Source organism: Roseivivax jejudonensis (assembly GCF_900172265.1).
Classification (GTDB): Bacteria; Pseudomonadota; Alphaproteobacteria; order Rhodobacterales; family Rhodobacteraceae; genus Roseivivax; species Roseivivax jejudonensis.
The window spans coordinates 256791-283112 of record NZ_FWFK01000005.1; the positions used below are offsets into that span (position 1 = coordinate 256791).

The window sequence follows — 26322 nt, forward strand, 5'->3', positions numbered from 1 at the left end:
ATGAAACTCTACCGCTTCCTCTCCGCCGACGACACGTCGGCCTTCTGCCACAAGGTCAGCGAGGCGCTGTCGCGCGGCTGGGAGCTTCACGGGGATCCTGCCTACGCGTTCGACGCGGCCAACGGCGTCATGCGCTGCGGGCAGGCCGTCACCAAGGAAGTCGACGGCGCCTATTCCCCGGACCTCAAGCTCGGAGAGCAGTGATGAAGGATGCCCACGTGCCGCCCAAAACCAGTGCGGGATACTTCTTCGAGGATTACCGCATCGGCCAGGTGATCCGGCACGCCGCGCCGCGCACGATCGGCAGCGGCGAGCGCGCGCTCTACCACGCGCTCTACCCGATGCGGCACGCACTCTATTCCTCCGATGCCTTCGCGCAGGCCTGCGGCCTGCCGGCGGCGCCGATGGACGACCTGCTGGCCTTTCACGTCGTCTTCGGCAAGACGGTGCCGGACGTCTCTCTCAACGCGCGCGCCAATCTCGGCTACGCCGAGGGCCGCTGGCGGCGCCCGGTCTGGCCCGGCGACACGCTCCGCGCCGAAAGCGAGGTGATCGGCCTCAAGCGCAACTCGAACGGCCGGACCGGGATCGTCTGGGTGCGCTCGCGCGGTCTGAACCAACGCGACGAAACCGTGCTCGACTATGTCCGCTGGGTCATGGTCAAGACGCGCGACGCCAACGCCCCGGCGCCCGAGACGGTGATCCCCGACCTCAGCCCAGCGCTCGCGCCCGGCGACCTGCACATCCCCGACGGGCTCGACTTCGGCGCCTACGATACCGCGCTCGCCGGCGAACCGCACCGCCTGTCCGACTACGCGGTCGGCGAGGTGATCGACCATGTCGACGGCGTCACGATCGAGGAGGCCGAGCACATGATGGCCACCCGCGCCTGGCAGAACACCTCGAAGACCCATTTCGACGGGACCATGCGCGACGACGGCAAGCGGCTGATCTACGGCGGACACGTCATCTCCATGGCGCGCGCGCTGAGCTTCAACGGCCTCGCCAACGCGCAGATGATCGTCGGGCTGAACGGGGGCGCGCATGCCAATCCCTGCTTCGCCGGCGACACGATCCGCGCCTGGTCCGAGGTGCTCGAGACCGCGCCGACCGACCGCCCCGGCATCGGCGCGATCCGCCTGCGCCTCGTCGCCACGACGGACGGCAGCGTGGGCGAGCCGAAGGATGCCGACGGCGCCTACCGGCCGGGTATCCTTCTCGATCTCGACTACTGGGCGCTGATGCCGTCCTGATCCCGCCGGGACACGCGAACACCGGCGGCGGCCCTTCATCTTGCCAAGAAACCCCGGGGGTGCGGGGGCAGCGCCCCCGCGGCGGGCCGCCTGTCGCGCGTCGTGCGGCCCGAGAATCGCGGCCATGTCGCCACACGTGATCACGCCCTGCCGTTGCGTGATCACAATGCGCCTCAATGGCGCGCTTGCGCCAAAAAACCGCGCCCGGAACACGGCTTGTTCCGTGACACGCGCGGCAAAACCATTAGAACCCCGTGCAAGGGAAGCGAAAGGACGTCCACAATGGCAGACGTGAACCGCGGCAACCGCCCGCTCTCACCCCACTTGCAGGTCTACCGCCCGCAACTGACCTCGATCACCTCGATCCTCACCCGCATCACCGGCAACGCGCTGCTTCTGTCCATGGTGATGATCGTCTGGTGGCTGATCGCGGCCGCCGCCGGGCCCGACGCCTTCGCGACCGCCGACGCCGTCGTCACCAGCTGGCTCGGCATCCTGATCTTCGCCCTGTCGCTCTGGGCCCTCTGGTACCACTTCCTGGCCGGTGTCCGGCACCTGATCTGGGACAATGGGATCGGCCTCGATCTCGACACCGCCGAGAAACTCGGCTGGGGCTGCGTGATCGGTTCCGGCGTGCTGTGGATCCTCACCCTGATCGCCCTGGCCGTGTGAAAGGAGCGCCTCGCATGAGCTACATGACCGACCGCAAGCGCGCCGACCCGTGGGGCAGCGCCAAGACCGGAACCCAGCACCACTGGCGCGTGAAGGTGCAATCCGTCGCGCTGCTGGTCCTGATCCCGCTTTTCCTGATCGCCGTGGCCCCGGCCATCGGCAAGGATTACGCCGGCGTGACCGACCACTTCGCGCGGCCCTTCCCGGCGATCGTCGCCGCGCTCGCGCTCACGGTGAGCTTCGTGCACTTCGCCGACGGCTTCCAGACGCTGATCGAGGACTACGTTCACAACGACTGGGCGAAGTTCATCATCATCGGCATGACCTGTCTCTGCTGGGGCGCCGCCGCGGTCACGATCTTCGCCGTCGCGCGCCTCGCCCTCTAAGAACTCTGGAGCACCGAACGAATGGCAGCATACGACTACGAGACGCATGATTATGACGTCGTGGTGGTGGGCGCCGGGGGCTCGGGCCTCCGCGCGACGCTCGGCATGGCCGAGCAGGGCCTGCGCACCGCGTGCGTGACCAAGGTCTTTCCGACCCGCTCTCACACCGTGGCGGCGCAGGGCGGCATCGCGGCCTCGCTGTCGAACATGGGCCCGGACAACTGGCAGTGGCACATGTACGACACGGTCAAGGGGTCCGACTGGCTCGGCGACACCGACGCGATGGAATACCTCGCCCGGAACGCGCCCGCCGCGGTCTACGAGCTCGAGCATTACGGCGTGCCGTTCTCGCGGACCGAGGAGGGCAAGATCTACCAGCGCCCCTTCGGCGGCCACACCACCGAGTTCGGCGAGGGCCCGCCGGTGCAGCGGACCTGCGCCGCGGCCGACCGGACGGGCCACGCGATCCTGCACACGCTCTATGGTCAGTCGCTCAAGAACAACGCCGAGTTCTATATCGAGTACTTCGCCATAGACCTGATGATGGACGCCGACGGCACCTGCACAGGTGTCGTGTGCTGGAAGCTCGATGACGGCACGATCCACGTCTTCAACGCCAAGATGGTGGTGCTCGCCACCGGCGGCTACGGGCGCGCCTACTTCTCGGCGACCTCGGCGCATACCTGCACCGGCGACGGCGGCGGCATGGTGGCGCGCGCCGGCCTCCCGCTGCAGGACATGGAGTTCGTGCAGTTCCACCCCACCGGGATCTACGGCGCAGGCTGCCTGATCACCGAGGGCGCCCGCGGCGAGGGTGGCTATCTCACCAACGCCGAGGGCGAGCGGTTCATGGAACGCTACGCGCCCACCTACAAGGACCTCGCGCCGCGCGACTACGTCTCGCGCTGCATGACGATGGAGATCCGCGAGGGCCGCGGCGTCGGTCCGAACAAGGATCACATCCACCTGAACCTGTCGCACCTGCCCAAGGAGGCGCTGCAGCTCCGGCTTCCGGGCATCTCGGAAAGCGCCAAGATCTTCGCCGGCGTCGACGTCACCAAGGAGCCGATCCCGGTCATTCCGACGGTGCACTACAACATGGGCGGCATTCCGACGAACTACTGGGGTGAAGTGCTGAACCCGACCGAGGACGATCCCAACCGCGTCGTTCCGGGCCTGATGGCCGTGGGCGAGGCGGGCTGCGCCAGCGTCCACGGTGCGAACCGCCTCGGTTCGAATTCGCTGATCGACCTCGTCGTGTTCGGCCGCGCCGCCGCGATCCGCGCCGGCAAGACCGTCGATCGCGAGGCCAGCCCGCGCACGGTCGACCAGTCCGAGGTCGACAAGGCGCTCGATCGCTTCGACGGGGTCCGCCACGCCAAGGGCACGGTGCCGACCGCCGAGCTGCGGCTCGAGATGCAGCGCACCATGCAGGAGGATGCGGCCGTGTTCCGCACCGCCGAGACGATGTCGAACGGGGTCGAGAAGATGACGGCGATCGCCGGCAAGCTCGACGATCTTTCGGTCACGGATCGCAGCATGATCTGGAACTCCGATCTCATGGAGTCGCTGGAGCTGACCAACCTGATGCCGAACGCGCTGGCCACGATCATCTCGGCCGAGGCGCGGACCGAGAGCCGCGGCGCCCATGCGCACGAGGATCATCAGGAGCGAGACGACGAGAACTGGCGCGTGCACACCATTGCGCGGGCAGAGGGCAACCGGATCAACTCGATCCGCATGACGCTCAGCTACCGCCCGGTGATCGAGGACCCGCTCACCCGCGAGGACGAGGGCGGCATCGCGATGAAGAAGATCGCGCCGAAGGCGCGGACGTTCTGATGCGATGGGGTATGGCGCTTCCAATACTGATCCTTCTGGCGGGCTGCACAGCCCAGACGCAGGACCAGATCGCGCGCAATGCCGCGCGGTCCACGATCAACCGCGTCGTTTTGGAACGCTATCCCAATCTGCCCGTCGAGCCGGCAATCAACTGCATCATCGACCAGGCCTCCGCGCAGCAGATCTACGCGCTGGCCACCGACTCGGTCACCGGTCCGACAGCCTCGTCGGCCCAGATCGTGGCCGAGGTCGTGCAGCAACCGCAAACGGTCCGCTGCCTCGCCACCGACTACGCGCGCCGGGCTGGAGCGATCTAATGGTCGACCGCGCCCGCGTGCCCGCGCGACGTTTCGTCCGGATGTGCCTACGCCGCGCCGTACTTATTTCTTTGGCAGCCGAGGGGCTGCCGGCCCTTCTTCGCCACGGAGGCTGACATGGTCCAACTGACCCTTCCCAAGAACTCCACCATCCGCACCGGCAAGACCTGGCCAAAGCCCGAGGGCGCAACGAACCTTCGCAAGTTCCAGATCTACCGCTGGAACCCGGACGACGACGAAAACCCCCGCGTCGATACCTACTTCGTGGACGTGGACAGCTGCGGTCCGATGATTCTGGACGCGCTGATCAAGATCAAGAACGAGATCGACCCGACGCTGACCTTCCGTCGCTCCTGCCGCGAGGGGATCTGCGGCTCGTGTGCGATGAACATCGACGGCATCAACACGCTGGCCTGCATCTACGGCATGGACGAGGTCAAGGGCGACGTGAAGATCTATCCGTTGCCGCACATGCCGGTGGTCAAGGACCTGATCCCGGACCTCACGCACTTCTATGCGCAGCACGCGTCGATCCATCCCTGGTTGGAAACCGAGACGCCCCGCCCCGCGAAGGAGTGGCGTCAGTCGATCGAGGACCGCGAGAAACTCGACGGCCTCTACGAATGCGTGATGTGCGCCTGCTGCTCGACTGCGTGCCCGTCCTACTGGTGGAACGGCGACCGCTACCTCGGACCTGCCGCGCTGCTTCATGCCTATCGCTGGATCATCGACAGCCGGGACGAGGCGACCGGCGAACGGCTGGACGACCTCGAGGATCCGTTCAAGCTCTATCGCTGCCACACGATCATGAACTGCGCCAAGACCTGCCCCAAAGGGCTGAACCCGGCGAAGGCCATCGCCGAGATCAAGAAGAAGATGGTGGAACGCGCGGTCTGACCGCACCGTCAGCGCAGGTCGGAATGGCGCCGCCCGGGCCCGGGCGGCGCTTTTTCGTGCGCCGATCCTTGCAGGCACATCATGCCTCTCATGTGGTTGCGGAGGATGACTTCGCTGCGCTGCGGCATCATATTGGGTGTCAGGGAGGGGCCACAGCAACCTGCTAGAGGCACCTGCAATGACCGATCGCACCCACACAACCGCGACCACCCGCGCCGAACAGGCGCTTGCCGTGCTCGCCGAACAGCTTTCCTACTGGACCCCGGCCGCGCCCGCGCAGACCGCCGCACAGCGGACCGGCAGCGACGATCGCGCGTTCGGCGCCGTCGCGTATCACGACGCCGCCTGACGGCCGAGCCCGCTTGGCTCCGTGCCGGCGGGCGCTAGCCTTCGGTGCGGGCGGCGATGCGCCGCCCGCTTCGCAGCGAGGAGAGCCGTGACATGTTCGTCGTCGTCGGATTGATCGTCGCCTTCATTCTGATCGCGATCTTTTCGAACCGCGCGACGCGGTCCTGCCGCTGGCGCGAACGGCGCCATAGTGACACGGAAGCCACATGGAGCTGTGTCCAGTGCGGGGCGACGGTCGCCGGAAAACCGGCCCAGAAGCCGAAAACGTGTCTGCGCGACAACGTCTGACCGTCGCAGGGAAAAATCGAAGAACCGACGAAATCCACCCTTGCAGCGACTCGGACGAGCGCGCATATGCGCTCTACCAGACGCCAACGCACGCGCCTCTGTCCCATGGGTCCGCCCCACGGTTACGTAGCGACGGTAACGTCTCTGACAGCACTGGTCGGTCCCCGCGGGGACCGGGTCCTATTGGAGATGGAACATGAACGCATACGTCACCGAGTTCTCGGCATCCAAAGTCGTGTCCGCGCCCCGCGGCGTGTCCTCGCGCGTCGAGAGCTTCATCCGCGCCACAACCTTTGATCGCCCAACCCTCGTGATCGACACGCAGGCTGTCGCCGAGCAGTACCGCGCGCTCTCTGCCGGGCTCGGCCGTGCCGCGATCCACTACGCCGTCAAGGCGAACCCGGATCGCGCCGTGATCGAGACGCTGGTCGGCCTCGGGTCGCACTTCGACGCCGCGTCGCGCGGCGAGATCGAGCTTTGCCTGTCGCTCGGTGCGCGTCCCCAGGACATCTCGTTCGGCAACACGATCAAGCGTGCGTCGGACATCGCGTTCGCGCATCAGGCGGGCATCCGCATGTTCGCCGTCGACGCCGAAGAAGAGATGGAGAAGATCGCCGAGCACGCGCCTGGCGCTCAGGTCTACGTCCGCATGATCGTCGACGCCTCGGAGGCCGACTGGCCGCTGTCGCGCAAGTTCGGTTGCGCCCAGGACAAGGCGATCGCGCTGCTTGACCTTGCCGTGGCCCGCGGGCTCGAGCCGATCGGCCTGTCGTTCCACGTGGGATCACAGACCAAGCGCGCGCTGGGCTGGGCCGGCACGCTCGATCAGGTTGCCGCGGTCTGGCGCAAGGCGCACGAAGCTGGTCACGCACTGCACACGCTGAACATCGGTGGCGGCTTCCCCGCCTTCTACACCGAAGACATCGACGCGCCGACGGCCTACGCCGCGCGCGTGATGGAGCTGGTGTCCGAGCGTTTCGGCGACGTGCCGCACGTCATGGCAGAGCCGGGCCGCGGTCTCGTGGCTGAAGCCGGGGCCATTGCCGCCGAGGTGCTGCTCGTGTCCAAGAAATCCGAGAACGACCTGCATCGCTGGGTCTACCTCGACATCGGCCGCTTTTCGGGGCTGGCCGAAACGGAAGGCGAGGCGATCCGCTACCACCTCGTCACCGAGCGCGACCACGAGCCGAAGGGGCCCTGCGTCCTGGCCGGCCCGTCCTGCGACTCGGCTGACGTCCTCTATGAAAAGCGCCCGGTCGAGCTGCCGCTCGGTCTGAAAGCCGGGGATAAGATCATCATCCGCAGCTGCGGTGCCTACACGTCGACCTACTCCTCGGTCGGCTTCAACGGCTTCCCGCCGCTGGACGTCGTGGCGATCTGACGCCACGCTACATGACCAACTGAGCTGAAGGCCGGGCAATGACCCGGCCTTTTTCTTGTCCGGTCCTATTGCCCGGATCGCACGCAGCGGCATTCTGGCGGCGTGCCGCGGATCGCACGACACCGGATGGCGCGACCATCAGCGACCGGAGGAGATGCAATGAAGATGGACCCCGATGATGCCGCGACGCGCCGTGCCGCGCGGCCGGTGATCTGCTATCCGACCGTAACACTGCCGCCGGTTCCGCTCGAAGCTTACCGCACGGCGCTGGCGGACGCGGAGATCGCCGGTCGCGTGCGGATCGCGCCGCGAGAGGCGGAGACGTTCCGGGTGCCGGCCGGTGCGTTCTTCCGGGTTCGATCGGTCGAGGGACCGCAGGTCGGCGATCTGAACCTGTGGGCGGCTGACGACCTGTCGGAACGATTCTATTCCGGCAAGACGCGCGCGCTTCACGGCACGCACGTGTCGACCGGAGCGCGGCTCTGGTCATGCTTTCCGCATCTGCGCCCGATGGCGACCATCGTGGAGGACGATCTCGACTGGTACGGAATCGATTCCGACGGCGGATCGGTTCACGACGTGATCGGCACGCGGTGCGATCCATACACGGCGCACCTGCTGTCCGGCCGCCAGTACCATGCCTGCTGTCACTCCAACCTGACCCGGGCGCTGGCCGCGCATCTCGGGTGCGCGGCGACGGAGGCGGAGCCACATGTGCACGATGTGCTCAACGTCTTCATGTGCACCGGCTTCACCCGGGACACCGGGCAATACTTCATGAAAGCGAGCCCGGTGCGTCCGGGTGATGCCATCACGTTCCTGGCCGAGATCGACCTTCTGGGGGCGCTCAGCGCCTGTCCGGGCGGAGATTGCGGATCGGAGCATTCGAGCGACGCAGCTCCCTGCCATCCCCTCGAGGTCGAGATTCTGCGACCGGCGCCAGGATCATTGGCGGGATGGGCCGAGCCGTCGCGAAACGGCTACGACCGGGGGCACGGGGCCTAGTCGGCGGCGAACGCCGCCTCCAGCGCGATCTCCACCATCTCGGCGAAGCCGGTTTCGCGCGCCTCGCTCGACAACGCGTCGCCCGTCAGGAGGTGATCGCTCACCGTCAGAACGGCAAGCGCGCGCGCGCCGTGGCGTGCGGCGACGGTGTAGAGCTCGGCCGCCTCCATCTCGACGCCCAGGATGCCGTGGCGGGTCATGATCTCGTTCAGGTCCGGTCGCTCGTCGTAGAAGACATCTGACGAATAGATCCCGCCGACATGCGTCGTGGTTGCGCGCGACTCGGCAGCGGCGGCAGCAGCGCGCAGCAAGGGCCAGTCGGCCGCCGGGGCGAAGTTCAGTTCGCGAAAGATCCCGCGCGACGGCGTCGATAGCGTGCTGGCGGTCATCGCGATGATCACGTCGCGCAGCGCGATCCGATCCTGCATCGCGCCGCAGGAGCCGATGCGCACGAGCGTGCGCGCGCCGTAGTCGCGCACCAACTCGTTGGCATAGATCGAGAGCGAGGGCATGCCCATGCCCGAGCCGTGGATCGTCACCGGGTTCCCGTTCCACGTGCCGGTGTAGCCCAGCATGCCCCGAACCTCGTTCACGAGGCGCGGGCTGTCGAGAAACGTTTCAGCGGCCCATTTTGCCCGGTAGGGATCACCGGGCAAAAGAACCGTTTCGGCGATGTCGCCGGGAGCTGCGTCGATATGCAGGCTCATGCGATCAGATCTTGAGATCGTCGAGCGACTTCCCGTTCTCGAGCGCGGCGATCACCCAATTCGGCTTGCGGCCGCGACCGGTCCAGGTCTGCGACGCGTTGTCCGGATTCTTGTATTTGGGGAGCCCCTTGCCGAGCTTGCCACCCTCCGCGACGAGGTCGTCGAGAGAGAACCCGTATTCCTTTGCCGCTGCATCGGCCGCGCGTTTCGCCTCGGCCTTCCGGCGCTGATCGATGGTTTTCAGAGCGCGATCGACATCAGCTTTAAGTTTCTGAAGTTCGTCTTTCGACAACTCATCGAGGTTCATTACCGTCATTCTTGCACTCCATTTCGGCTGCCGGTTGTTTTTTGTTAAATTCGTTACGCGATTGCTAATTTGCGCCGTTACGTAAGGCTTGGCAACGAAAAAAGAAAAGCCGCCCTTTCGATGGGCGGCTTTCGGCGTCAGTCGGAGATGCGACGCTATTCAGCGGCAACCGCTTTTGGATCTACCAGAGTCACGATATCCCGCATGATCGTGTTCAATTCGAAATCCTTTGGCGTATAGACTTTCGCGACGCCCATCGACGTCAGCTTGGCCGCATCTTCATCGGGAATGATGCCCCCGACGATCACCGGCACATGTCCAAGTCCGGCCTCGCGCAAGCGGCGTAGCGTATCCTCCACCAGCGGCAAATGGCTGCCCGAGAGTATCGACAGCCCGATCACGTGGCAGCCACCGTCCAGCGCGCCCTCGACGATCTGCGCCGGCGTCAGGCGGATCCCCTCGTAATCGATCTCCATGCCGCAATCGCGCGCGCGGAAGGCGATCTGCTCGGCGCCGTTGGAGTGGCCGTCGAGCCCGGGCTTGCCCACGAGGAAAGTCAGCCGCCGTCCGAGCCGGTCCGACACCGCGTCCACGGACTCGCGGATATCGTCGAGACCCTCGGCCCTGTTGGAGCGGGCCTTGGACACGCCGGTCGGGCCCCGGTACTCGCCGTGCGCGGCGCGCATCTCGCCCGCCCATTCGCCGGTGGTCACCCCGGCGCGCGCGGCGGCGATCGATGCCTCCATGACATTGCGGCCCTCCCGGGCGGCCTTGCGCAGCGCCGCAAGCGCCTCGGCCACAGCGCCGTCGTCGCGGTCTTCGCGCCAGGCCTGCAACCTGTCGATCTGGTCGGCCTCGACCGCCGGATCGACGGTCATGATGCCGCCGTCCTCGCCCAGGAGCGGCGAGCGTTCGCTCTCGGTCCAGCGGTTGACGCCGACCACCACGGTCTCGCCGCGCTCCACGCGGCCGACCCGGTCGGCATTGCTCTCGACCAGGCGCGCCTTCATGTAGTCGATCGCGTCGATGGCCCCGCCCATCGCGTCGAGATTGGCGAGCTCGGCGCGCGCGCCCTCCATAAGCTCGGCCACCTTGCGCTCCACCGCCGGGTTGCCGTCGAACAGGTCGTCGTATTCCAGAAGGTCCGTCTCGTAGGCCATGATCTGCTGCATCCGCATGGACCATTGCTGGTCCCATGGGCGTGGCAGGCCCAGGGCCTCGTTCCAGGCCGGCAGTTGCACGGCGCGAGCGCGCGCCTTTTTGGACAACGTGACGGCCAGCATCTCGATCAGGATCCGGTAGACGTTGTTCTCGGGCTGCTGCTCGGTCAGGCCGAGCGAGTTGACCTGCACGCCGTAGCGGAACCGGCGATACTTCGGATCCGTGATGCCGTAGCGCGTCTGCAGGATCTCGTCCCACAGATCGACGAAGGCGCGCATCTTGCACATCTCGGTGACGAAGCGGATGCCGGCGTTCACGAAGAACGAGATCCGCCCCGCGAGAACCGGGAAATCCGCGTCCGGCACGCGCGGCTTCAGCTCGTCGAGGACCGCCGTGGCGGTGGCGAGCGCGAAGGCCAGCTCCTGCTCGGGCGTCGCGCCCGCCTCCTGCAGGTGGTAGGAGCAGACGTTCATCGGGTTCCACTTGGGCACGTGCTTGTAGCAGTACTCGGCGACATCCCCGATCATGCGGAGAGAGGGTTTCGGCGGGCAGATATAGGTGCCGCGGCTGAGGTATTCCTTGATCAGGTCGTTCTGGACCGTTCCCGTCAGCTTCGACACGTCGGCACCCTGCTCCTCGGCCACGGCGATATAGAGCGCGAGGAGCCACGGTGCGGTCGCGTTGATCGTCATCGAGGTGTTCATCTGGTCGAGCGGGATCCGGTCGAACAGCGTGCGCATGTCGCCCAGATGGCAGATCGGCACGCCGACCTTGCCGACCTCGCCCCTGGCGAGCTCGTGGTCGCTATCGTACCCCGTTTGGGTCGGCAGGTCGAAGGCCACCGACAGGCCGGTCTGCCCCTTGGCGAGGTTGCCGCGATAGAGCGCGTTCGACGCGGCGGCGGTGGAATGGCCGGCATAGGTGCGGATCAGCCAGGGCTTGTCGCGGGGCGGAAGAGCGGGCGTGTCGGTCATGGCGGGGCGTCACCTGAGCTGAGGAATGCCGAGCAATAATGTTTCGCTCTGGCGTGGATAGTAGAAATATTATGGCAATGTCAATTCGCCGCGCTGCGGCGTCATCCGGCCCGCGACGCACCCGCAGTGATCCCCGGATCCCGGCGCTGGAGCGAGGGGCGCGGCCCCTCGCGCTCCCCGGAGTACTTCGGCCAAGAAGAAGGGGCGGGCGAAACGCTTGCCCGCGCCGGGGGCGGGTGCAAGTCTGCGGCGATGACCGGTTCCGTGACGCTTCCCGCCTGGCTCTTCGTGCTGATCATGGCCTTTGCCGCGGTGACCTTCGCGTCGCATTTCCTGTTTCCCTCGGTGCGCTGGTTCCTGCGCCGGCGGCTCGAGCGTGCCGTGGCGCGGCTCAACACCCGGCTCGAGCGACCGATCGAGCCGTTCCGCCTGGCGCGCCGGTACGATCTGATCCAGCGGCTGTGCTACGACCCGGAAGTGACGCGCGCGATCGTGGCGCGGGCGCGCGAGACCGGGGTGCGCGAGGACGTGGCCTTCGAGGAGGCGCGGCGGTACGCGCGCGAGATCGTGCCGTCGTTTTCCGCGCTGGCGTATTTCGGGGTGGCGATCCGCGCGGCGCGCCTGCTGTCGAACGCCATCTACCGGGTGCGGATCGTGCGGCCGGATCCGGAGAGCCTGCGCGGGATCGATCCCGAGGCGACCGTGGTCTTCGTGATGAACCATCGCTCCAACATGGACTACGTCCTGGTGACGTGGCTCGCAGCCGATCGCTCGGCGCTGAGCTATGCCGTGGGCGAGTGGGCGCGGGTCTGGCCGCTGTCGCGGCTGATCCGGGCGATGGGGGCGTATTTCATCCGGAGACGGTCGCGCAACGCGCTCTATCGCCGGGTGCTCGAACGCTATGTCCAACTCGCGACCGCAGGTGGCGTGACGCAGGCGATCTTTCCCGAGGGTGGTCTCAGCCTCGACGGCCGGCTCGCATCGCCGCGCGTCGGGCTGCTCAAGTACATCTCGGAGGGCGCCGCGGATGCCGGGCGCGACGTCGTCTTCGTGCCTGTGGCGCTGAACTACGACCGGGTTCTGGAGGATCGCATCCTCGTTGCCGCGGGAACGCGCGGCGACCGCCGCTTCAACGCGCGGATCAGTGTCGTCGCGGGGTTCGCGCTCAAGCAGATCTGGCTGCGGTTGACCGGGCGCTATCACCGGTTCGGCTATGCCGCCGTGAGCTATGGCACGCCGTTGTCGCTGCGCGGGCAGCCCGAGGCGGCGCGCACGCCGGAGGCGCTGGCGCGCGAGCTCCTGGCGCGGATCGGCGCGGTGACCCCGGTGCTCCCGGTGCCGCTGGTGGCGCATCTTCTCCTCAGCGAGGGTCCGCTCGACCGGAGCGGGCTGGAACGCGCCTTCGGCCGCGCTGCCGACGCGCTCGGCCCCGACCGGATCTACCTGCCGCGCGGCAACCGCGACTACGCCGTCGAGACGGGCCTGCGCGCGCTGCTCAAGCGGCAGATCGTGCGCGAGGAGGCCGCAGGTTTCGCAGTGACCGAATCCGGCGCTCCGCTCGCCCGCTACTATGCCGGATCGATCGCGCACGCGATGCCCGCAGCGGCGCCGGACGTCGATCTTTCTGCGACTGCAGGGTCATAAAGTTTCAAACGCTGCGTCATTCGTGTTGAATTGTTGCGCGGCCGGCGATATCCCCGGGTGAACGGGGTGACGATTCTGCGGCGCGGCGACGCGCGCGAGAGCCCCGGCTGACTTTCACGAAGGAGGCCCCGATGGCTCTGGACACGCAAACCGACGTCGCGCAGTACGACGCGCCCGAAAAGGACCTCTACGAGATCGGCGAGATGCCCCCGATGGGCTACGTTCCGAAGCAGATGTACTGCTGGTGCATCCGCCGCGAACGGCACGGCGACCCCGACACGAGCTTCCAGCAGGAGGTCGTCGACGTGCCGCAGCTCGACAGCCACGAGGTGCTCGTGCTGGTGATGGCGGCCGGGGTCAATTACAACGGAGTCTGGGCCGGCAAGGGCGTGCCGATCTCGCCGTTCGACGTGCACGGGGCCGAGTTCCACATCGCCGGGTCCGACGCGAGCGGCATCGTCTGGGCGGTCGGCGACAAGGTGAAGCGCTGGAAGGTCGGCGACGAGGTCGTGATCCACTGCAACCAGGACGACGGTGACGACGAGGAGTGCAACGGCGGCGACCCGATGCTGTCGCCCAGCCAGAGGATCTGGGGCTACGAGACGCCGGACGGCTCCTTCGCGCAGTTCACCAACGTGCAGGCCCAGCAGCTGATGCCGCGGCCGCGGCACCTGACCTGGGAGGAGAGCGCCTGCTATACGCTGACGCTCGCGACGGCCTACCGGATGCTGTTCGGCCACCATCCGCACGAGTTGAAGCCCGGCCAGAACGTGCTGGTCTGGGGCGCGTCGGGGGGTCTCGGCTCCTACGCGATCCAGCTCGCGAACACCGCGGGCGCCAACGCGATCGGCGTGATCTCGGACGAGAGCAAGCGCGACTTCGTCATGTCGATGGGCGCCAAGGGCGTGATCAACCGCAAGGACTTCAAGTGCTGGGGCCAGCTGCCCACGGTCAACACGCCGGAATACAGCGAGTGGCTGAAGGAGGCGCGCAAGTTCGGCAAGGCGATCTGGGAGATCACCGGCAAGGGCGTGAACGTCGACATGGTCTTCGAGCATCCCGGCGAGGCGACGTTCCCGGTCTCCACGCTGGTGGTGAAGAAGGGTGGCATGGTGGTGATCTGCGCCGGCACGTCAGGCTACAACACCACCTTCGACGTGCGCTACATGTGGATGCACCAGAAGCGGCTGCAGGGCTCGCACTTCGCGCATCTCAAGCAGGCAGCGGCGGCGAACCAGCTGATGGTCGAGCGGCGGCTCGATCCGTGCATGTCCGAGGTCTTCCCGTGGGAGGAGATCCCGCACGCGCACATGAAAATGATGCGCAACGAGCACAAGCCCGGCAACATGTCCGTGCTGGTGCAGGCGCCGACGACCGGCTTGCGCACGCTGGAGGACGCGCTCGAAGCGAAGCGCTGACTTCACGGAACGCAACGTTTCCAGGCAATCGGACGGCCCGTGGCGATGTCGCGGGTCGTTTCGCGTTTTTTGCGGCGAGTGGCGCTGCGTCGAACGACTTGGGGCGTGTGGCTCTGAGGAGCGGCGTGCGCCGGCGCCGGCGCAGGGTCTCGAGGCGCGATCAGCCCGCGTCGCACGCTGGTGCCGATCCGGGATCTCCGCGGACCATCGTGTTCGTTCAGCGGTGTGCCAGGCGTCGCGCCTGCCGACCCGACGTGACAACGAGGCGGATCGTTTGCACAGGGAAATTCGCCCGGGCCGGGAATGACAGGTCAACTTGGCGGGCAGGGACCCCGCCGGAATTGGGGAGGGAACTTTCGTGAGTATCTCTGCCGCATTGGGCGATCTAGGGTCGGCTCACGCGCCAAGGATCTTGGTTAACCTTCTGTTAAGAATTTGCGGGTGACATCCATGAGACACGACTGGATCATCAATGTGCTTTCGGACCTGGGCACCTTTGCGCGACAGAACGGATTGACCGCGCTGGCGGCTCAAATCGAGGACGCCAAGTTCGTGGCGCACGCGGAAATCGCGTCGCGGGCCGAGGACGAAGAACTTGAACTACGTATCGTCGATCACGCCGATCGGGAAGATGCTGACCGGTTTGGAGTCGGCTGACAGTCACGCGACGCTCCAGGCCGTTTCGGAAGACCTCAGAACAGATCTCGATGTATCGCACGTCGTCTATCACTGGGTAAGTGGCAGCGGCGACCAATACGGGTGCGGAACATACGACCCCGCCTGGGTCGAGCGATACATGGAAAAAGGCTATCTGCGAATCGATCCGGTCGTGCTCGGATGTTTCCAGAGCTTTCATCCGGTGGATTGGAAACAGCTCGATTGGACATCGCGCGCTGCGCGCGCATTTTTAGCGGACGCGGTGGCGCACGGAGTCGGCAATCAGGGATTCTCCGTGCCGATCCGGGGGCCGAACGGGCAATTCGCGCTCTTCACGATCAATCATTTCTGCGACGACGAGGTTTGGGCGCGGTTTACCGGAGACCGACGGCGCGACCTGATCTTGCTTGCCAATGCGTTCAACCAAAAGGCGTTGGAGCTTCAGCCCGGGCGCCGACCGCAGGAGGCGGCGGCGCTGTCACCGCGCGAGGTCGAGGCGCTCACCCTTCTCGCGCTCGGGCACAATCGCGCGCAGGTCGCCGATACGCTTTCGATCTCGGAACACACGCTCCGCGTCTACATCGAAAGCGCACGCCACAAGCTCGGCGCAATCAACACCACCCATGCGGTGGCCCGGGCGTTGCAACGCGGCGCGATCGTCCTCTGATCCGGGACGGATCCGCAACCGATCCTCAACACAGGGTGCGGCGTTGCCGAGGGCTGCGCACGGTGCCGGCGGCGGGCGTTAATCATTCGGCGGGCAGTCTCCTCCCATCGCAACCGGAGGACGCCCCGCATGATCCGCTACATCTACGGCCGAGACCTCGGCACCCACCCGCGCCTGCGCGACGGCATGTTCCGCGACCGCGCGGCACAATTCGTCCGGCGGCTCGGGTGGGATCTGCCGCTGACACCGGACGGTCGAGAGATCGACGCGTACGACGGCCTCGATCCGCTCTACGTGATCTGGGAAACACCCGGAGGCGATCACGGCGGATCCATGCGGCTGCTGCCGACACTCGGGCCCACGATGGTCAACGATTACTTCACGCACCTGACCGACGGCGTGCGCATCGAAAGTCCGCTGATCTGGGAATGCACCCGATTCTGCCTGTCCGAGACGGCCGATCCCCGCGTCGCCGCCGCGCTGATGCTGGCGGGCGGCGAGGTGCTGGAGCATTTCGGGGTGGCTCATTTCGTCGGCGTGTTCGACGCGCGCATGGTGCGGATCTACCGCCGCATCGGTGCGTCGCCGGAGGTCCTGGGCTCCGCCGGACGCGGCCGTGCGGCGATCTCGGTCGGGTTGTGGAGTTTCGAGACGGAGGCGAGGGCCCGCGTCGCCACGCGGGCGGGGATCGCGCCCGAGACATCGCGACGCTGGTTCGACGCCGCCTTCGGAACGCCTCCGCGCCGCACCGAGACGGCCCATGTGTCGCGTCAGGCGAACAGGAATTCGCAGCTTCCGCGAGAGATCACCGCCGCGGTCAGCGTGCCGGTGGCGTAGGCGCCGGTGTCGATGGCGATGCGCCCATGCGCGGCCTTGGGCGTATCGACGATCGTGTGACCGTGCACGACCCACATCCCGTCGCGGCGGCCGCGGCGGGCAAAATCACGATGGCCCCAGCGCAGAACATCGTCGTCCTGCGCATCGAGCGGGAGCGCCGGATCGGCGCCGGCATGGGTGACGGCGACATTGCCGCTGTGCCACAGCGTCGGCAGGGCGCGCAGCCACGCCTCGGTCTTGGGGCCGAGCGCCGCGCGCACCGCGTCGCGCAAATCGAACCACGCGGCTTCCTCCGCGTCGAGCGGCACTGGCGCGACCCCGAGGCTTGCCAGCGTCTCGAGCCCGCCGTGGCGCAGCCAGCGCGGCCCGGCATCGGCCGGCGCATCGAGCATGTCGAGCAGCATCTCCTCGTGGTTGCCGCTCAGGCAGACGATGCGGTCTGTCCCGCACGCGCGCTGCAGGTCCATGAGGTTGCGCAGCACCCGGCCGCTCTCCGGTCCACGGTCGATGTAGTCGCCCACGAACACCACCGACGCGGTTGTCGGCAGCACGCCGTCGAGGCGTCGCAACAGGCGGTCGGTTTCGGTCCAGCATCCGTGCAGATCGCCGATCGCCGCGAAGGCCGCGCGGGGCGCGATCTGTGCGTCGAAACGGGACAGGCCGAGCGTGCGACGGAGAAACGACATGAAGGAGAGCTACACCGAGCCGTGCGCCGCGCCAAGCGCGACCGCGCCCGGGCGCCGGTGCCGCGGCCGCGCCGCCCCTCTGGTGCCCGTCCCGGGGCGGCGATAGGGTCCGCCGCATGACCGGGATCGCGATCACATTCTCCGACGATCAGGCCGAGGCCTACGATCGCGTGGCCGAGATGCTGCAGGCCGCGGGCATCGACCTGACCGAGGGACAGGTCCTGCCGGCGCAGGGGCACGCGTCGAAGCGGCTGGCGCTCATGGGAAAGGCGGGCTCGGGCAAGACGCTGCTCCTGGCCGAGCTTTGCCGGGCGCTGGAGGCCGCCGGGGTCGAACTGGTCTCGGGCGACTACGAGAGCCGGCGGCGGCGCGAGCGACGAACGCTCGCGGTCCTCGCGCCGACCAACAAGGCGGCCAGCGTGTTGCGCACGCGCGGGGTTCCGGCGACCACGATCCACCGCATCCTCTACACGCCGGTCTACGACCCCGAATACGAACGCATCGCCGAGTGGCTGATGGGCAATGCCGAGAAGCCCGATATCGAAGAGCTGACCGAGGCCGCGCTCGACCGCGCCTTCGCGTCGTACCAGGGGCACAAGTCGGTGCCGGCGGCGCTCGCGGCCGCGGGTCTGCGCGGGTCGGACTTCATTACCGGTTGGAAGCGGCGCGAGGAGCCGCTGGACGTTGGCTTCGTCGACGAGGCCTCGATGCTCGACGACCGGCAGTTCGAGGACCTCCAGGAGATCTTTCCCACGCTCGTGCTGTTCGGCGATCCCGCGCAGCTCGCGCCGGTCAACCAATCGGGCAAGATGGTGTTCGACGACATCCCTGCGCCGCAGAAGCTGGAACTGAGCCGCGTTCACCGACAGGCGGCGGACAACCCGATTCTCGATCTGGCGCACGCGCTGTCGGACCCGCAGCTGTCCTTCGAGGATTTCGAGCGGATGGTGGAGGACAAGGCCCGCCACGACGACCGCGTCGTCTGGGCACAGCGGGTCGAGGTCGACCTGATGGCCCGCTCCCCGGTGCTGGTCTGGCGCAACGCCACGCGCATCCGGCTCATCAACGCGTTCCGCGCCGTCCACGAGGCGCCGGAGACGGAGCTTCTGCCCGGCGAGCCGCTGATCTGCGACGGGCTGGAGCTGCCGCTCAAGCATCGCAAGAAGCGGCTCGACCTCGAGGCGCGCGGCCTGATCAAGGGCGCGCAGGTGATCTATCTCGGGCCCGGGAAACGGGCGGGCTTTTCACGTCTGCACGTCGTCGGCGCGGAGGATCCGCGGATGTCGGCGGCCTCGATCGTCAAGATCGAGAAGCCGGGCGAGGAGGAGCCGTTCATTCCCTTCGCCGCGCGCATGGGCGCGACGTTCCTGCACGGCGCCGCGGTGACCATCCACAAGGCGCAGGGCTCGCAATGGGAGAACGTCCAGGTCTTCGCGCCCGATCTATATGCCGCGGCGCGGATGGGCCGGGTCGAGGCCGGGCAGCCGCTGTGGAAGCGGCTCGCCTACGTCGCGATCACGCGCGCCTCGACGCGACTGCACTGGGTGGTGCGCAACCGCCTGTCGAAGCCGTCGGCGCCGCTGTCGGTCGACGACCTGCCGTCCAAGGCGGCCCCCCTCGCGCTGGAGGTCGAGACCGCCGATGGGGCCTGAGCGGCGGAGCGGGGGCGCTGCCCCCGCACCCCCGGGGTTTGTCGGCAAGATGAAGAGCGGGCGGCGCGCCCGGCGCGGCCCCGGTATGGTCCGTCGGTCAGGGCGGCGATAGTCGCGCGCACCGGCGCGGACCCGGCAGAGTTGCGGATCCGGAGCGATCGGCGGGTGCGCCGGCGCGGCGGCGGGTCAGTCGAAGGTGCCGGCGACGCGACCGAGCAGCATGAAGGCGCGCGCCGAGCGCGTGTCGGCAAGGTCCGAGATCTCGGCGTCCGTCGCCTCGGGTTCGAAGCGCGCGACGCCGCGATCGAACAGGCGCAGGAAGTGATGCGCGGCGTCGCGAAAGATCGGGTCCTGCTTCATGCGGCCGGCGGCGAGCGCCAGCGACGAGCGGTCGCGGATGCCGCCGAGGGCGGCGATCTCGCGACCGCGGGCGCCTTGCGCGAAGCGCCGCCACGTCTCGGGGCGTGCGCGGTCGGGCGACAGGTCGTCCATGTAGATCCCGTCCTCGGACAGCAGCGTGAGCACGTCCTGCGCGGCCTGGATCAGCTGGGCCGCCTGCCGGTCCTTGAGCGCGCGGCGCAGCGCCGCGAACCCTTCCGTGTCCTCCGCGGTCTCGGGGAAGTTCAGCGCGCGGATGAGGTCGGCGCGCGGCAGCGCCGGCGCGGTATCCTCGGCCGAAGTGCCGAGCGCGAGGGTCGGCTGGGCCGCGGCCTCGGCAGGGGCGGGGACTGTCGCCGGTGGCGCGGCGGACGCCGTCGCGGGCCGCGGCGCGCTGCGGGTCGAGGTGAAGACAGCGAGGGTCGTCTCCGTCTTGCGCTGAGCGGCGGCGATCTCGTCGAGCTTGCGGGTGATGGCGCTGCCTTGCGGTTCGGACCGGCCGGCCTGCGCCTGGCTGACATAGGCGTGGCGCAGCGCGTCGACGGCGGCCTGCAACCGTGCGCTTTCGGCGCGCAGGATGCGCGTCGCGCGCATCGCCGTGGCGGCGACCCAGATCATCGCCACAGGCAGGAAGATCGTCATCAGCACGAGCGCGAAGCGCAGCCCGTCGGCGCCGCCGGTTCCGAACACCAGAAAGTAGCCACCGGCCAGCAGCACCCACAGGGCGCAGAGCGCCGCGGCGGCGATCTCGCCGGAGGAGGGCGCATCCTCTCCGGGCTGGGTCCGGTCGTAGACGCCGATCGGCGTCGTGCGGGCGGAGTGCTCGTCGGCCATGCCGGCCCTCGCGTCAGACGTATTCGATCTTCAGGATCTCGTAGGATTTCTCGCCGCCCGGCGTGCGGACCTCGACGCTGTCGCCCTCCTCCTTGCCGATGAGGGCGCGGGCGATCGGAGAGCGCACGTTCAGGAGACCCTTCTCGATGTTGGCCTCGTGCTCGCCGACGATCTGCCAGGTCTTCTCCTCGTCGGTGTCCTCGTCGACGACGGTGACGGTGGCCCCGAACTTGATCGCGCCCTGCAGCGTCTTGGGGTCGATCACCTCGGCGAGCGAGAGAATGCCCTCGATCTCCTTGATGCGGCCCTCGATAAAGCTCTGCTTTTCGCGCGCGGAGTGATACTCGGCGTTCTCCGACAGGTCGCCGTGCTCGCGCGCCTCGGAGATCGCGCGGATGATCGCCGGCCGTTCGTCGGACTTCAGCGTCTTCAATTCCTTTTCGAGCGCGGCGTGTCCCGCGCGGGTCATCGGTATCTTTTCCATGATGCGTCCAAACGTGTGGGGGCGGCGGCGGCGCACCGCCCGCGCGTGTCAGCACCGCACTTGATCCGAAGGCGGATGCGATTTCAAGGGGGCGCGGCCCGCCGCCGGGACGCGGTGTCACAATTGCCGGGGGCGCCGCGAAGGGTTACCTCTCTGCAAATTTCGTCAAGCGGGGCCGATCCGGCCGGGAAGGGAGCGAGATGAGCGACGTAGAGCGTGAGTCGATGGAATACGACGTGGTGATCGTTGGCGCGGGGCCGGCCGGCCTGTCGGCCGCGATCCGCCTGAAGCAACTCGACGAGACCCTCGAGGTCGTGGTGCTCGAAAAGGGCTCGGAGGTCGGGGCGCACATCCTGTCGGGCGCGGTGCTCGATCCATCGGGCCTCGATGCGCTGATCCCCGACTGGAAGGAGAAGGGCGCGCCGCTCACCGTGCCGGTGACGGAGGACAACTTCTACCTGCTGGGCGAGGAAGGGCGTGTGCGCGTGCCCAACTGGCCGATGCCGCCGCTGATGTCGAACCACGGCAACTACATCGTGTCGATGGGTAACGTCTGCCGCTGGATGGCCGAGCAGGCCGAGGCGCTGGGCGTCGAGATCTTTCCGGGCATGGCATGCTCGGAGATCGTCTGGGGCGAGAACGGCGAGGTTGCGGGAGTCGTGGCCGGCGAATTCGGGCTCAACCCCGACGGCACGCCGGGCGACGGCTACGAGCCGGGCATGGAGCTGCGTGGCAAGTACGTGTTCCTGTCCGAGGGCGTGCGGGGATCGCTGTCGAAGCAGGTGATCGCGAAGTACGAGCTCGACAAGGGCGTCGAGCCGCAGAAGTACGGCCTCGGCATGAAGGAGATCTGGGAGATCTCGCCCGAGAAGCACCGCGAGGGGTCGGTGACCCACACGATGGGGTGGCCGCTCGGCAAGAATGCCGGGGGCGGGTCGTTCATCTACCATCTCGAGAACAACCAGGTCTATGTCGGGTTCGTGGTTCACCTGAACTACACCAACCCGCACCTCTATCCCTACATGGAGTTCCAGCGCTTCAAGCACCATCCGATGGTCAAGGAGCTGCTGGAGGGCGGCAAGCGCGTCGCCTATGGCGCGCGCGCGATCACCGAGGGCGGCTACCAGTCGATGCCCAAGATGGTTGCACCGGGCGTCGCGCTGCTCGGCTGTGCGGTTGGCATGGTCAACGTCCCGCGGATCAAGGGCAATCACAACGCGATGCTGTCCGGCAAGGCGGCGGCGGAGGCCGCGCACGAGGCGCTGAGGGCCGGCCGCGCGGCTGACGAGCTCACGACCTACGAGACCGAGGTGCGCGAGGGCGCGATCGGGCAGGACCTGAAGAAGGTGCGCAACGTGAAGCCGCTGTGGTCCAAGTACGGTCTGACGGCGAGTCTCGGCCTCGGCGGGCTCGACATGTGGACGAATACCTGGGGCTTCTCGCTGTTGGGCACGATCGGCCACGGCAAGAGCGACGCGGCCGCCACCGGCAAGGCCAAGGACCATGCGAAGATCGACTATCCGAAACCGGACGGCAAGCTGAGCTTCGACCGGCTGACCAACGTCTCGTTCTCGATGACGAACCACGAGGAAAGCCAGCCCACGCACCTCAAGCTGAAGGAGCCGGAGCGGCAGGTCGAGGTCGACTGGAAGGTCTATGCCGGGCCCTCGCAGCGCTACTGCCCCGCCGGGGTCTACGAGTTCGTGGATACCGACAGCGAACCGCGCTTCGTGATCAACTTCCAGAACTGCGTGCACTGCAAGACCTGCGACATCAAGGATCCGGCGCAGAACATCGTCTGGACCACGCCGCAGGGCGGCGACGGGCCGAACTATCCCAACATGTGAGACCGGGCGCGGGCGCTGACGCAGGCGTGACAGCCTGGCGCGGCGCCCGCGCGTTGCACGCGCGCCGCGCGGCGTCTAGGCTCTCGCGACGGGTCGAAGCGAGGAAGGGCAGCACATGGCCGCACGCGCACGTCACTGGATCGCACGGGCCGCGCTCGTCGCGGCGCTCACGACACCCGCCGCGGTTGGCGCGCAGGGGATGTCGGGCGACTACCTTGCCGGACGGCAGGCCGCGATCACCGGCGATTTCCGCGCTGCGGCGCGCTACTACGACCGGGCGATCAGCCACGATCGCGAGCGCGCCGAACTTCTCGAGCAATCGCTGTTCGCGCACATGGCGCTGGGCGACTTCGAGCGCGCGGGCGTGCTCGGCGAGCGGGTCATGGAACTCGGTCAGGGCAGCCGCGTCGGCCAGATGGCGGTGATCGCCGACAGGCTTGGCCGTGGCGAATACACCGCCGTAATCCGCCAGATCGACAGCGGGTCGGGCATCGGCGGACTGGTCGACGGTCTGGTCAAGGCCTGGGCGCTTCTCGGCGAAGGCGACATGTCCGCCGCCCTCGTCGCGTTCGACGAGGTTGCGCGCATCGAGGGGCTCGCCCCGTTCTCCGCCTACCACAAGGCCCTGGCGCTGGCGTCGGTCGGAGACCACGAGGGCGCCGAGGCGATCTTTGCCTCGGGGGCGATGGAGGGCGTGCAGCAGACGCGCCGCGCGATCATGGCGCGCGCCGAGGTTCTGAGCCAACTCGATCGCAACGGCGAGGCGGTGGATCTGATCGACGACGCGTTCACCGCGGACATCGACCCCGGCCTGCGGGCCCTGCGGGCCGCGCTCGACTCGGGCGAGACCGTCCCCTTCACCCATGCGCAATCCGCGCGCGACGGCCTGGCCGAAGTGTTCTACACCCTCGCCGGCGCCTTCTCGAGCGAGATGTCGAGCGATTTCCTGCTGATCTACGCGCGGGTCGCGATGCATCTGCGCGAGGATCATGTCGACGCGATCCTGCTGGCGGCAGAGCTGTGCGACGAGGTCGGCCAGCATGACCTCGCGGTCGAGGCCTATCGCAAAGTGCCGCGCGACCACCCGTCCTATCACGCCGCGGAGCTTGGCCGGGCGCAGTCCCTGCGCCAGAGCGACCGCGACGATGCGGCGGTCGAGGTGCTGGAATCCCTGGCCGAGAGCCATGGCGACCTTCCGGTGGTGATGTCCTCGCTCGGGGACATGTACCGCCAGCTCGAACGCTTCGAGGATGCGGTCGGCGCCTACTCGGACGCCATCGCGGCCTTCGACTCGCCCGACACGGCGCAATGGTTCCTGTACTACGCGCGCGGCATCAGCCAGGAGCGGCAGGGCAACTGGGACGAGGCCGAGGCCGATTTCCGGCAGTCGCTCGATCTCAATCCCGAGCAGCCGCAGGTTCTGAACTACCTTGGCTACAGCCTCGTCGAAGAGCAGGAGAACCTCGAGGAGGCGCTCGACCTGATCGAACGCGCGGTCGAGCTCTCGCCGGACTCGGGCTATATCGTCGACAGCCTTGGGTGGGCGCTCTACCGGCTCGGTCGCTACGAGGAGGCCGTGGGCCACATGGAGCGCGCGGCGGAGCTCATGCCGATCGATCCGGTGGTGAATGACCACCTGGGCGACGTGTACTGGGCGGTCGGTCGCGAGCGCGAGGCCGAGTTCATGTGGCAGCGCGCGCTGTCCTTCGTCGACCACGAGGATGTGAGCCAGGATGCCGATCCCGAGCGCATTCGCCGGAAGATCGAGGTCGGGCTGGATGCCGTGCTTGCCGAGGAGGGCGCGCCACCGCTCGATGTTGCGGCCGATGGCGGACGCTGATCCGGGGTTCGCGCCGGCCAAGGTCAATCTCACGTTGCATGTCACCGGCCGCCGCGCGGACGGCTATCACCTGCTCGACTCGCTGGTCGTGTTCGCGGATCTGGGGGATCGCCTGACGGTCGCCGCCGACGAGGCGCTGTCGCTTCGGGTGACGGGCCCGATGGCCGCCGGCGTGCCGACCGGAGCGGACAACCTCGTGCTGCGCGCCGCGCGGCTGCTCGATCCGGAGGGTGCGGCGCGGATCACGCTCGACAAGCATCTGCCGGCCGCAGCCGGGATCGGCGGCGGGTCGTCCGACGCAGCAGCGGCGCTGCGGCTCCTGTCCCGGCACTGGAAGCGGCCGATGCCGGACCGGGTGGAGGCGCTCGGCGCGGATGTGCCGATGTGTCTCGATCCACGGGCGCAGCGGGTCGGCGGCATCGGCGAGCGTTCGATGATCGTTGGCGGCTTGCCAGAGCTGCCCGCGGTCCTCGTCAATCCCGGGGCGCCGGTCGCAACGCCGGCGGTGTTCGCGCGGATGACCCGGCGGGACAACGCGCCGATGCCGCCAGAACTGCCGGTGCTGGCCACGCCTGGCGCCGCGGCGGAGTGGCTCGCCGCGCAACGCAACGATCTGGAGGGTCCGGCCTGTGCGGTCGCGCCGGTCATCCGAGACGTGCTTGACGCGCTCGGCGACGCGCGGCTCGCGCGGATGTCGGGCTCTGGCGCGACGTGCTTCGGTCTTTACGACCGCCCCGACGATGCGCGTGCGGCGGCGGACCGGATCGCGCAGACCGAGCCGGGATGGTGGGTGCGCGTGGTGACCCTGAACCCGTCCGCGTAGACGCTCAGTTCACCCGCGAGACGACGTAGTCCGCCAGATCGACCAGCATCGCGCGCAGTTCGGGATCGGCCGAGGGCACGCGCGCCATCGCGTCTTTCGCCCGGTGTGCCCAGCCGATCGCGTCGTCCCGCGTTTCGGCCAGCGCGCCGTGCTTGTCGAGCAGCGCGAGCGCGTGATCGAGGTCGCCGTCGTCTTGTTGGCCCTTCTCGATCGTGCGCGACCAGAACGCGCGTTCTTCCGCGTCCGCCTTCGCGACCGCCTTGATGACCGGCAGGGTCAGCTTGCGCTCGCGGAAATCATCGCCGACGTTCTTGCCGGTGGCCTTGGTCTCGCCCTGGTAGTCCAGAAGGTCGTCGACGATCTGGAACGCGATGCCGAGCGCGTCGCCATAAGCGTGCAGCGCCGCGATCTCGCCTTCGGGCGCGCCGGCGATCACGCCGCCGACCTCTGTCGCGGCCGAGAACAGCGCGGCGGTCTTTCCGCGCACCACCTTGAGATAGATCTCTTCGTCCGTCGCGAGGTTCTGCGCGGCCGAGAGCTGCAGTACTTCGCCTTCGGCAATGGTGGCCGCCGCGTTCGACAGGATATCGAGCACGCGCAGGCTCTCGGTTTCGACCATGAGCTGGAAGGCGCGGGCGAACAGGTAGTCGCCCACAAGCACGCTCGACTTGTTGTCCCAAAGGAGGTTCGCGGTCGGACGGCCGCGGCGCTGGCGGCTTTCATCGACGACGTCGTCGTGCAGGAGTGTCGCGGTGTGGATGAACTCCACCGTCGCGGCCAGGTGCACGTGATGGCCGCCGCCATACCCCATCATCCGGGCCGAGCCGAGCGTGAGCAACGGGCGCAGCCGCTTGCCTCCGGCATCGACAAGGTGGGCTGTGACTTCCGGGATGCGGGGCGCGTTCTCGGAGGCCATGCGGGCGCGGATCAGCGTGTTGACCGCCTCCATGTCCTGCGACAGCGCGGCAGCGAGGCGATCGTGCGGTTTGGCAGCGGGATGATCGAGGCTCATGCGGC

At 67.8% G+C, this 26322-nt stretch carries 27 protein-coding genes; 20 read left to right on the forward strand and 7 right to left on the reverse strand.

Features of this window, described 5'->3' with window-relative positions; genetic code table 11:
* The 11 genes from ROJ8625_RS14835 to ROJ8625_RS14880 all read left to right on the forward strand — a co-directional run bounded on the left by ROJ8625_RS14835 (position 1) and on the right by ROJ8625_RS14880 (position 8389).
* A complete protein-coding gene (locus tag ROJ8625_RS14835) occupies positions 1 to 204 on the forward strand; it encodes a DUF1737 domain-containing protein (protein WP_085792675.1) in 204 nt (67 codons plus the stop codon).
* Positions 204 to 1253, forward strand: coding sequence for a MaoC family dehydratase (locus tag ROJ8625_RS14840; protein WP_085792676.1), 1050 nt, complete (start codon positions 204 to 206; stop codon positions 1251 to 1253). The genes ROJ8625_RS14835 and ROJ8625_RS14840 overlap by 1 nt, the downstream gene beginning before the upstream one ends.
* Positions 1254 to 1535: 282 nt before the next feature.
* Complete coding sequence (gene sdhC / locus ROJ8625_RS14845; RefSeq protein ID WP_085792677.1) at positions 1536 to 1925, forward strand: succinate dehydrogenase, cytochrome b556 subunit; 390 nt, start codon at positions 1536 to 1538, stop codon at positions 1923 to 1925.
* A 14-nt stretch (positions 1926 to 1939) separates the two neighbouring features.
* Entirely contained in the window at positions 1940 to 2311 is a 372-nt protein-coding gene (sdhD, locus tag ROJ8625_RS14850) for a succinate dehydrogenase, hydrophobic membrane anchor protein (protein WP_085792678.1), read from the forward strand.
* A 21-nt stretch (positions 2312 to 2332) separates the two neighbouring features.
* The gene (gene sdhA / locus ROJ8625_RS14855; RefSeq protein ID WP_085792679.1) at positions 2333 to 4153 is read left to right on the forward strand and encodes a succinate dehydrogenase flavoprotein subunit; all 1821 of its coding nucleotides are present in this window, start codon (positions 2333 to 2335) and stop codon (positions 4151 to 4153) included.
* On the forward strand, positions 4153 to 4470 hold the full coding sequence (locus tag ROJ8625_RS14860; protein ID WP_085792680.1) for a hypothetical protein: 318 nt from the start codon (positions 4153 to 4155) through the stop codon (positions 4468 to 4470). The genes sdhA and ROJ8625_RS14860 overlap by 1 nt, the downstream gene beginning before the upstream one ends.
* A gap of 117 nt (positions 4471 to 4587) precedes the next feature.
* Entirely contained in the window at positions 4588 to 5367 is a 780-nt protein-coding gene (locus ROJ8625_RS14865) for a succinate dehydrogenase iron-sulfur subunit (RefSeq protein ID WP_085792681.1), read from the forward strand.
* A gap of 178 nt (positions 5368 to 5545) precedes the next feature.
* Complete coding sequence (locus tag ROJ8625_RS21060) at positions 5546 to 5716, forward strand: hypothetical protein (RefSeq protein WP_159456778.1); 171 nt, start codon at positions 5546 to 5548, stop codon at positions 5714 to 5716.
* Positions 5717 to 5808: 92 nt separating this feature from the next.
* Entirely contained in the window at positions 5809 to 6003 is a 195-nt protein-coding gene (locus ROJ8625_RS14870) for a hypothetical protein (RefSeq protein WP_085792682.1), read from the forward strand.
* A 196-nt stretch (positions 6004 to 6199) separates the two neighbouring features.
* On the forward strand, positions 6200 to 7384 hold the full coding sequence (locus ROJ8625_RS14875; RefSeq protein ID WP_085792683.1) for a type III PLP-dependent enzyme: 1185 nt from the start codon (positions 6200 to 6202) through the stop codon (positions 7382 to 7384).
* Positions 7385 to 7543: 159 nt separating this feature from the next.
* Positions 7544 to 8389 (forward strand): urea carboxylase-associated family protein, encoded by an 846-nt coding sequence (locus tag ROJ8625_RS14880; protein ID WP_085792684.1) that lies wholly within the window; start codon positions 7544 to 7546, stop codon positions 8387 to 8389.
* Here the strand turns inward: ROJ8625_RS14880 and deoD are convergent.
* The 3 genes from deoD to ROJ8625_RS14895 form a co-directional block, all read right to left on the reverse strand.
* Complete coding sequence (gene deoD, locus ROJ8625_RS14885) at positions 8386 to 9096, reverse strand: purine-nucleoside phosphorylase (protein ID WP_085792685.1); 711 nt, start codon at positions 9094 to 9096, stop codon at positions 8386 to 8388. The two genes, ROJ8625_RS14880 and deoD, sit on opposite strands and share 4 nt — an antisense overlap.
* Before the next feature lie 4 nt (positions 9097 to 9100).
* Positions 9101 to 9412 (reverse strand): H-NS histone family protein, encoded by a 312-nt coding sequence (locus ROJ8625_RS14890; RefSeq protein ID WP_306372292.1) that lies wholly within the window; start codon positions 9410 to 9412, stop codon positions 9101 to 9103.
* 146 nt (positions 9413 to 9558) lie between these two features.
* Positions 9559 to 11538 carry an ethylmalonyl-CoA mutase gene (locus ROJ8625_RS14895; RefSeq protein ID WP_085792687.1) on the reverse strand — a complete coding sequence of 660 codons (1980 nt, stop codon included), beginning with the start codon at positions 11536 to 11538 and terminating at the stop codon, positions 9559 to 9561.
* 252 nt (positions 11539 to 11790) lie between these two features.
* Here ROJ8625_RS14895 and ROJ8625_RS14900 point away from each other — a divergent pair, with 252 nt between their 5' ends.
* The 5 genes from ROJ8625_RS14900 to ROJ8625_RS14920 all read left to right on the forward strand — a co-directional run bounded on the left by ROJ8625_RS14900 (position 11791) and on the right by ROJ8625_RS14920 (position 16761).
* Complete coding sequence (locus ROJ8625_RS14900) at positions 11791 to 13182, forward strand: 1-acyl-sn-glycerol-3-phosphate acyltransferase (RefSeq protein WP_085792688.1); 1392 nt, start codon at positions 11791 to 11793, stop codon at positions 13180 to 13182.
* 131 nt (positions 13183 to 13313) lie between these two features.
* Positions 13314 to 14600, forward strand: a complete 1287-nt coding sequence (gene ccrA, locus ROJ8625_RS14905) for a crotonyl-CoA carboxylase/reductase (protein ID WP_085792689.1) — start codon at positions 13314 to 13316, stop codon at positions 14598 to 14600.
* A gap of 450 nt (positions 14601 to 15050) precedes the next feature.
* Complete coding sequence (locus ROJ8625_RS14910) at positions 15051 to 15257, forward strand: hypothetical protein (protein WP_085792830.1); 207 nt, start codon at positions 15051 to 15053, stop codon at positions 15255 to 15257.
* The gene (locus tag ROJ8625_RS14915) at positions 15232 to 15924 is read left to right on the forward strand and encodes a helix-turn-helix transcriptional regulator (protein ID WP_085792690.1); all 693 of its coding nucleotides are present in this window, start codon (positions 15232 to 15234) and stop codon (positions 15922 to 15924) included. The genes ROJ8625_RS14910 and ROJ8625_RS14915 overlap by 26 nt, the downstream gene beginning before the upstream one ends.
* Positions 15925 to 16053: 129 nt before the next feature.
* On the forward strand, positions 16054 to 16761 hold the full coding sequence (locus ROJ8625_RS14920) for an acyl-homoserine-lactone synthase (RefSeq protein ID WP_085792691.1): 708 nt from the start codon (positions 16054 to 16056) through the stop codon (positions 16759 to 16761).
* On the opposite strand, the gene ROJ8625_RS14925 is transcribed toward ROJ8625_RS14920, so the two are convergent.
* Complete coding sequence (locus ROJ8625_RS14925) at positions 16695 to 17447, reverse strand: metallophosphoesterase (protein WP_085792692.1); 753 nt, start codon at positions 17445 to 17447, stop codon at positions 16695 to 16697. The genes ROJ8625_RS14920 and ROJ8625_RS14925 overlap by 67 nt on opposite strands.
* Positions 17448 to 17563: 116 nt before the next feature.
* Here ROJ8625_RS14925 and ROJ8625_RS14930 point away from each other — a divergent pair, with 116 nt between their 5' ends.
* A complete protein-coding gene (locus ROJ8625_RS14930; protein ID WP_085792693.1) occupies positions 17564 to 19099 on the forward strand; it encodes an ATP-dependent DNA helicase in 1536 nt (511 codons plus the stop codon).
* Positions 19100 to 19285: 186 nt separating this feature from the next.
* Here ROJ8625_RS14930 and ROJ8625_RS14935 read toward each other — a convergent pair whose 3' ends face one another.
* Complete coding sequence (locus tag ROJ8625_RS14935; RefSeq protein ID WP_085792694.1) at positions 19286 to 20311, reverse strand: hypothetical protein; 1026 nt, start codon at positions 20309 to 20311, stop codon at positions 19286 to 19288.
* Positions 20312 to 20324: 13 nt separating this feature from the next.
* Complete coding sequence (gene greA / locus ROJ8625_RS14940; RefSeq protein WP_085792695.1) at positions 20325 to 20795, reverse strand: transcription elongation factor GreA; 471 nt, start codon at positions 20793 to 20795, stop codon at positions 20325 to 20327.
* Positions 20796 to 20995: 200 nt separating this feature from the next.
* Between greA and ROJ8625_RS14945 the strand changes: the two genes are divergently transcribed.
* The 3 genes from ROJ8625_RS14945 to ROJ8625_RS14955 all read left to right on the forward strand — a co-directional run bounded on the left by ROJ8625_RS14945 (position 20996) and on the right by ROJ8625_RS14955 (position 25305).
* Positions 20996 to 22642: an electron transfer flavoprotein-ubiquinone oxidoreductase gene (locus ROJ8625_RS14945; protein ID WP_085792696.1), complete on the forward strand. Its 1647-nt coding sequence runs from the start codon at positions 20996 to 20998 to the stop codon at positions 22640 to 22642.
* 115 nt (positions 22643 to 22757) lie between these two features.
* Complete coding sequence (locus ROJ8625_RS14950; protein WP_085792697.1) at positions 22758 to 24482, forward strand: tetratricopeptide repeat protein; 1725 nt, start codon at positions 22758 to 22760, stop codon at positions 24480 to 24482.
* On the forward strand, positions 24469 to 25305 hold the full coding sequence (locus ROJ8625_RS14955) for a 4-(cytidine 5'-diphospho)-2-C-methyl-D-erythritol kinase (RefSeq protein ID WP_085792831.1): 837 nt from the start codon (positions 24469 to 24471) through the stop codon (positions 25303 to 25305). The genes ROJ8625_RS14950 and ROJ8625_RS14955 overlap by 14 nt, the downstream gene beginning before the upstream one ends.
* Before the next feature lie 4 nt (positions 25306 to 25309).
* Here the strand turns inward: ROJ8625_RS14955 and ROJ8625_RS14960 are convergent, their stop codons facing one another.
* Complete coding sequence (locus ROJ8625_RS14960; RefSeq protein ID WP_085792698.1) at positions 25310 to 26317, reverse strand: polyprenyl synthetase family protein; 1008 nt, start codon at positions 26315 to 26317, stop codon at positions 25310 to 25312.
* Between the last annotated feature and the right edge of the window lie 5 nt (positions 26318 to 26322).

Coding starts and splice junctions, on each gene's coding strand:
- ROJ8625_RS14835 (WP_085792675.1), top strand. CDS start 1: ATGAAACTCTACCGCTTCCTCTCCGCCGACGACACGTCGGCCTTCTGC.
- ROJ8625_RS14840 (WP_085792676.1), top strand. CDS start 204: ATGAAGGATGCCCACGTGCCGCCCAAAACCAGTGCGGGATACTTCTTC.
- sdhC (WP_085792677.1), top strand. CDS start 1,536: ATGGCAGACGTGAACCGCGGCAACCGCCCGCTCTCACCCCACTTGCAG.
- sdhD (WP_085792678.1), top strand. CDS start 1,940: ATGAGCTACATGACCGACCGCAAGCGCGCCGACCCGTGGGGCAGCGCC.
- sdhA (WP_085792679.1), top strand. CDS start 2,333: ATGGCAGCATACGACTACGAGACGCATGATTATGACGTCGTGGTGGTG.
- ROJ8625_RS14860 (WP_085792680.1), top strand. CDS start 4,153: ATGCGATGGGGTATGGCGCTTCCAATACTGATCCTTCTGGCGGGCTGC.
- ROJ8625_RS14865 (WP_085792681.1), top strand. CDS start 4,588: ATGGTCCAACTGACCCTTCCCAAGAACTCCACCATCCGCACCGGCAAG.
- ROJ8625_RS21060 (WP_159456778.1), top strand. CDS start 5,546: ATGACCGATCGCACCCACACAACCGCGACCACCCGCGCCGAACAGGCG.
- ROJ8625_RS14870 (WP_085792682.1), top strand. CDS start 5,809: ATGTTCGTCGTCGTCGGATTGATCGTCGCCTTCATTCTGATCGCGATC.
- ROJ8625_RS14875 (WP_085792683.1), top strand. CDS start 6,200: ATGAACGCATACGTCACCGAGTTCTCGGCATCCAAAGTCGTGTCCGCG.
- ROJ8625_RS14880 (WP_085792684.1), top strand. CDS start 7,544: ATGAAGATGGACCCCGATGATGCCGCGACGCGCCGTGCCGCGCGGCCG.
- deoD (WP_085792685.1), bottom strand. CDS start 9,096: ATGAGCCTGCATATCGACGCAGCTCCCGGCGACATCGCCGAAACGGTT.
- ROJ8625_RS14890 (WP_306372292.1), bottom strand. CDS start 9,412: ATGACGGTAATGAACCTCGATGAGTTGTCGAAAGACGAACTTCAGAAA.
- ROJ8625_RS14895 (WP_085792687.1), bottom strand. CDS start 11,538: ATGACCGACACGCCCGCTCTTCCGCCCCGCGACAAGCCCTGGCTGATC.
- ROJ8625_RS14900 (WP_085792688.1), top strand. CDS start 11,791: ATGACCGGTTCCGTGACGCTTCCCGCCTGGCTCTTCGTGCTGATCATG.
- ccrA (WP_085792689.1), top strand. CDS start 13,314: ATGGCTCTGGACACGCAAACCGACGTCGCGCAGTACGACGCGCCCGAA.
- ROJ8625_RS14910 (WP_085792830.1), top strand. CDS start 15,051: ATGAGACACGACTGGATCATCAATGTGCTTTCGGACCTGGGCACCTTT.
- ROJ8625_RS14915 (WP_085792690.1), top strand. CDS start 15,232: ATGCTGACCGGTTTGGAGTCGGCTGACAGTCACGCGACGCTCCAGGCC.
- ROJ8625_RS14920 (WP_085792691.1), top strand. CDS start 16,054: ATGATCCGCTACATCTACGGCCGAGACCTCGGCACCCACCCGCGCCTG.
- ROJ8625_RS14925 (WP_085792692.1), bottom strand. CDS start 17,447: ATGTCGTTTCTCCGTCGCACGCTCGGCCTGTCCCGTTTCGACGCACAG.
- ROJ8625_RS14930 (WP_085792693.1), top strand. CDS start 17,564: ATGACCGGGATCGCGATCACATTCTCCGACGATCAGGCCGAGGCCTAC.
- ROJ8625_RS14935 (WP_085792694.1), bottom strand. CDS start 20,311: ATGGCCGACGAGCACTCCGCCCGCACGACGCCGATCGGCGTCTACGAC.
- greA (WP_085792695.1), bottom strand. CDS start 20,795: ATGGAAAAGATACCGATGACCCGCGCGGGACACGCCGCGCTCGAAAAG.
- ROJ8625_RS14945 (WP_085792696.1), top strand. CDS start 20,996: ATGAGCGACGTAGAGCGTGAGTCGATGGAATACGACGTGGTGATCGTT.
- ROJ8625_RS14950 (WP_085792697.1), top strand. CDS start 22,758: ATGGCCGCACGCGCACGTCACTGGATCGCACGGGCCGCGCTCGTCGCG.
- ROJ8625_RS14955 (WP_085792831.1), top strand. CDS start 24,469: ATGGCGGACGCTGATCCGGGGTTCGCGCCGGCCAAGGTCAATCTCACG.
- ROJ8625_RS14960 (WP_085792698.1), bottom strand. CDS start 26,317: ATGAGCCTCGATCATCCCGCTGCCAAACCGCACGATCGCCTCGCTGCC.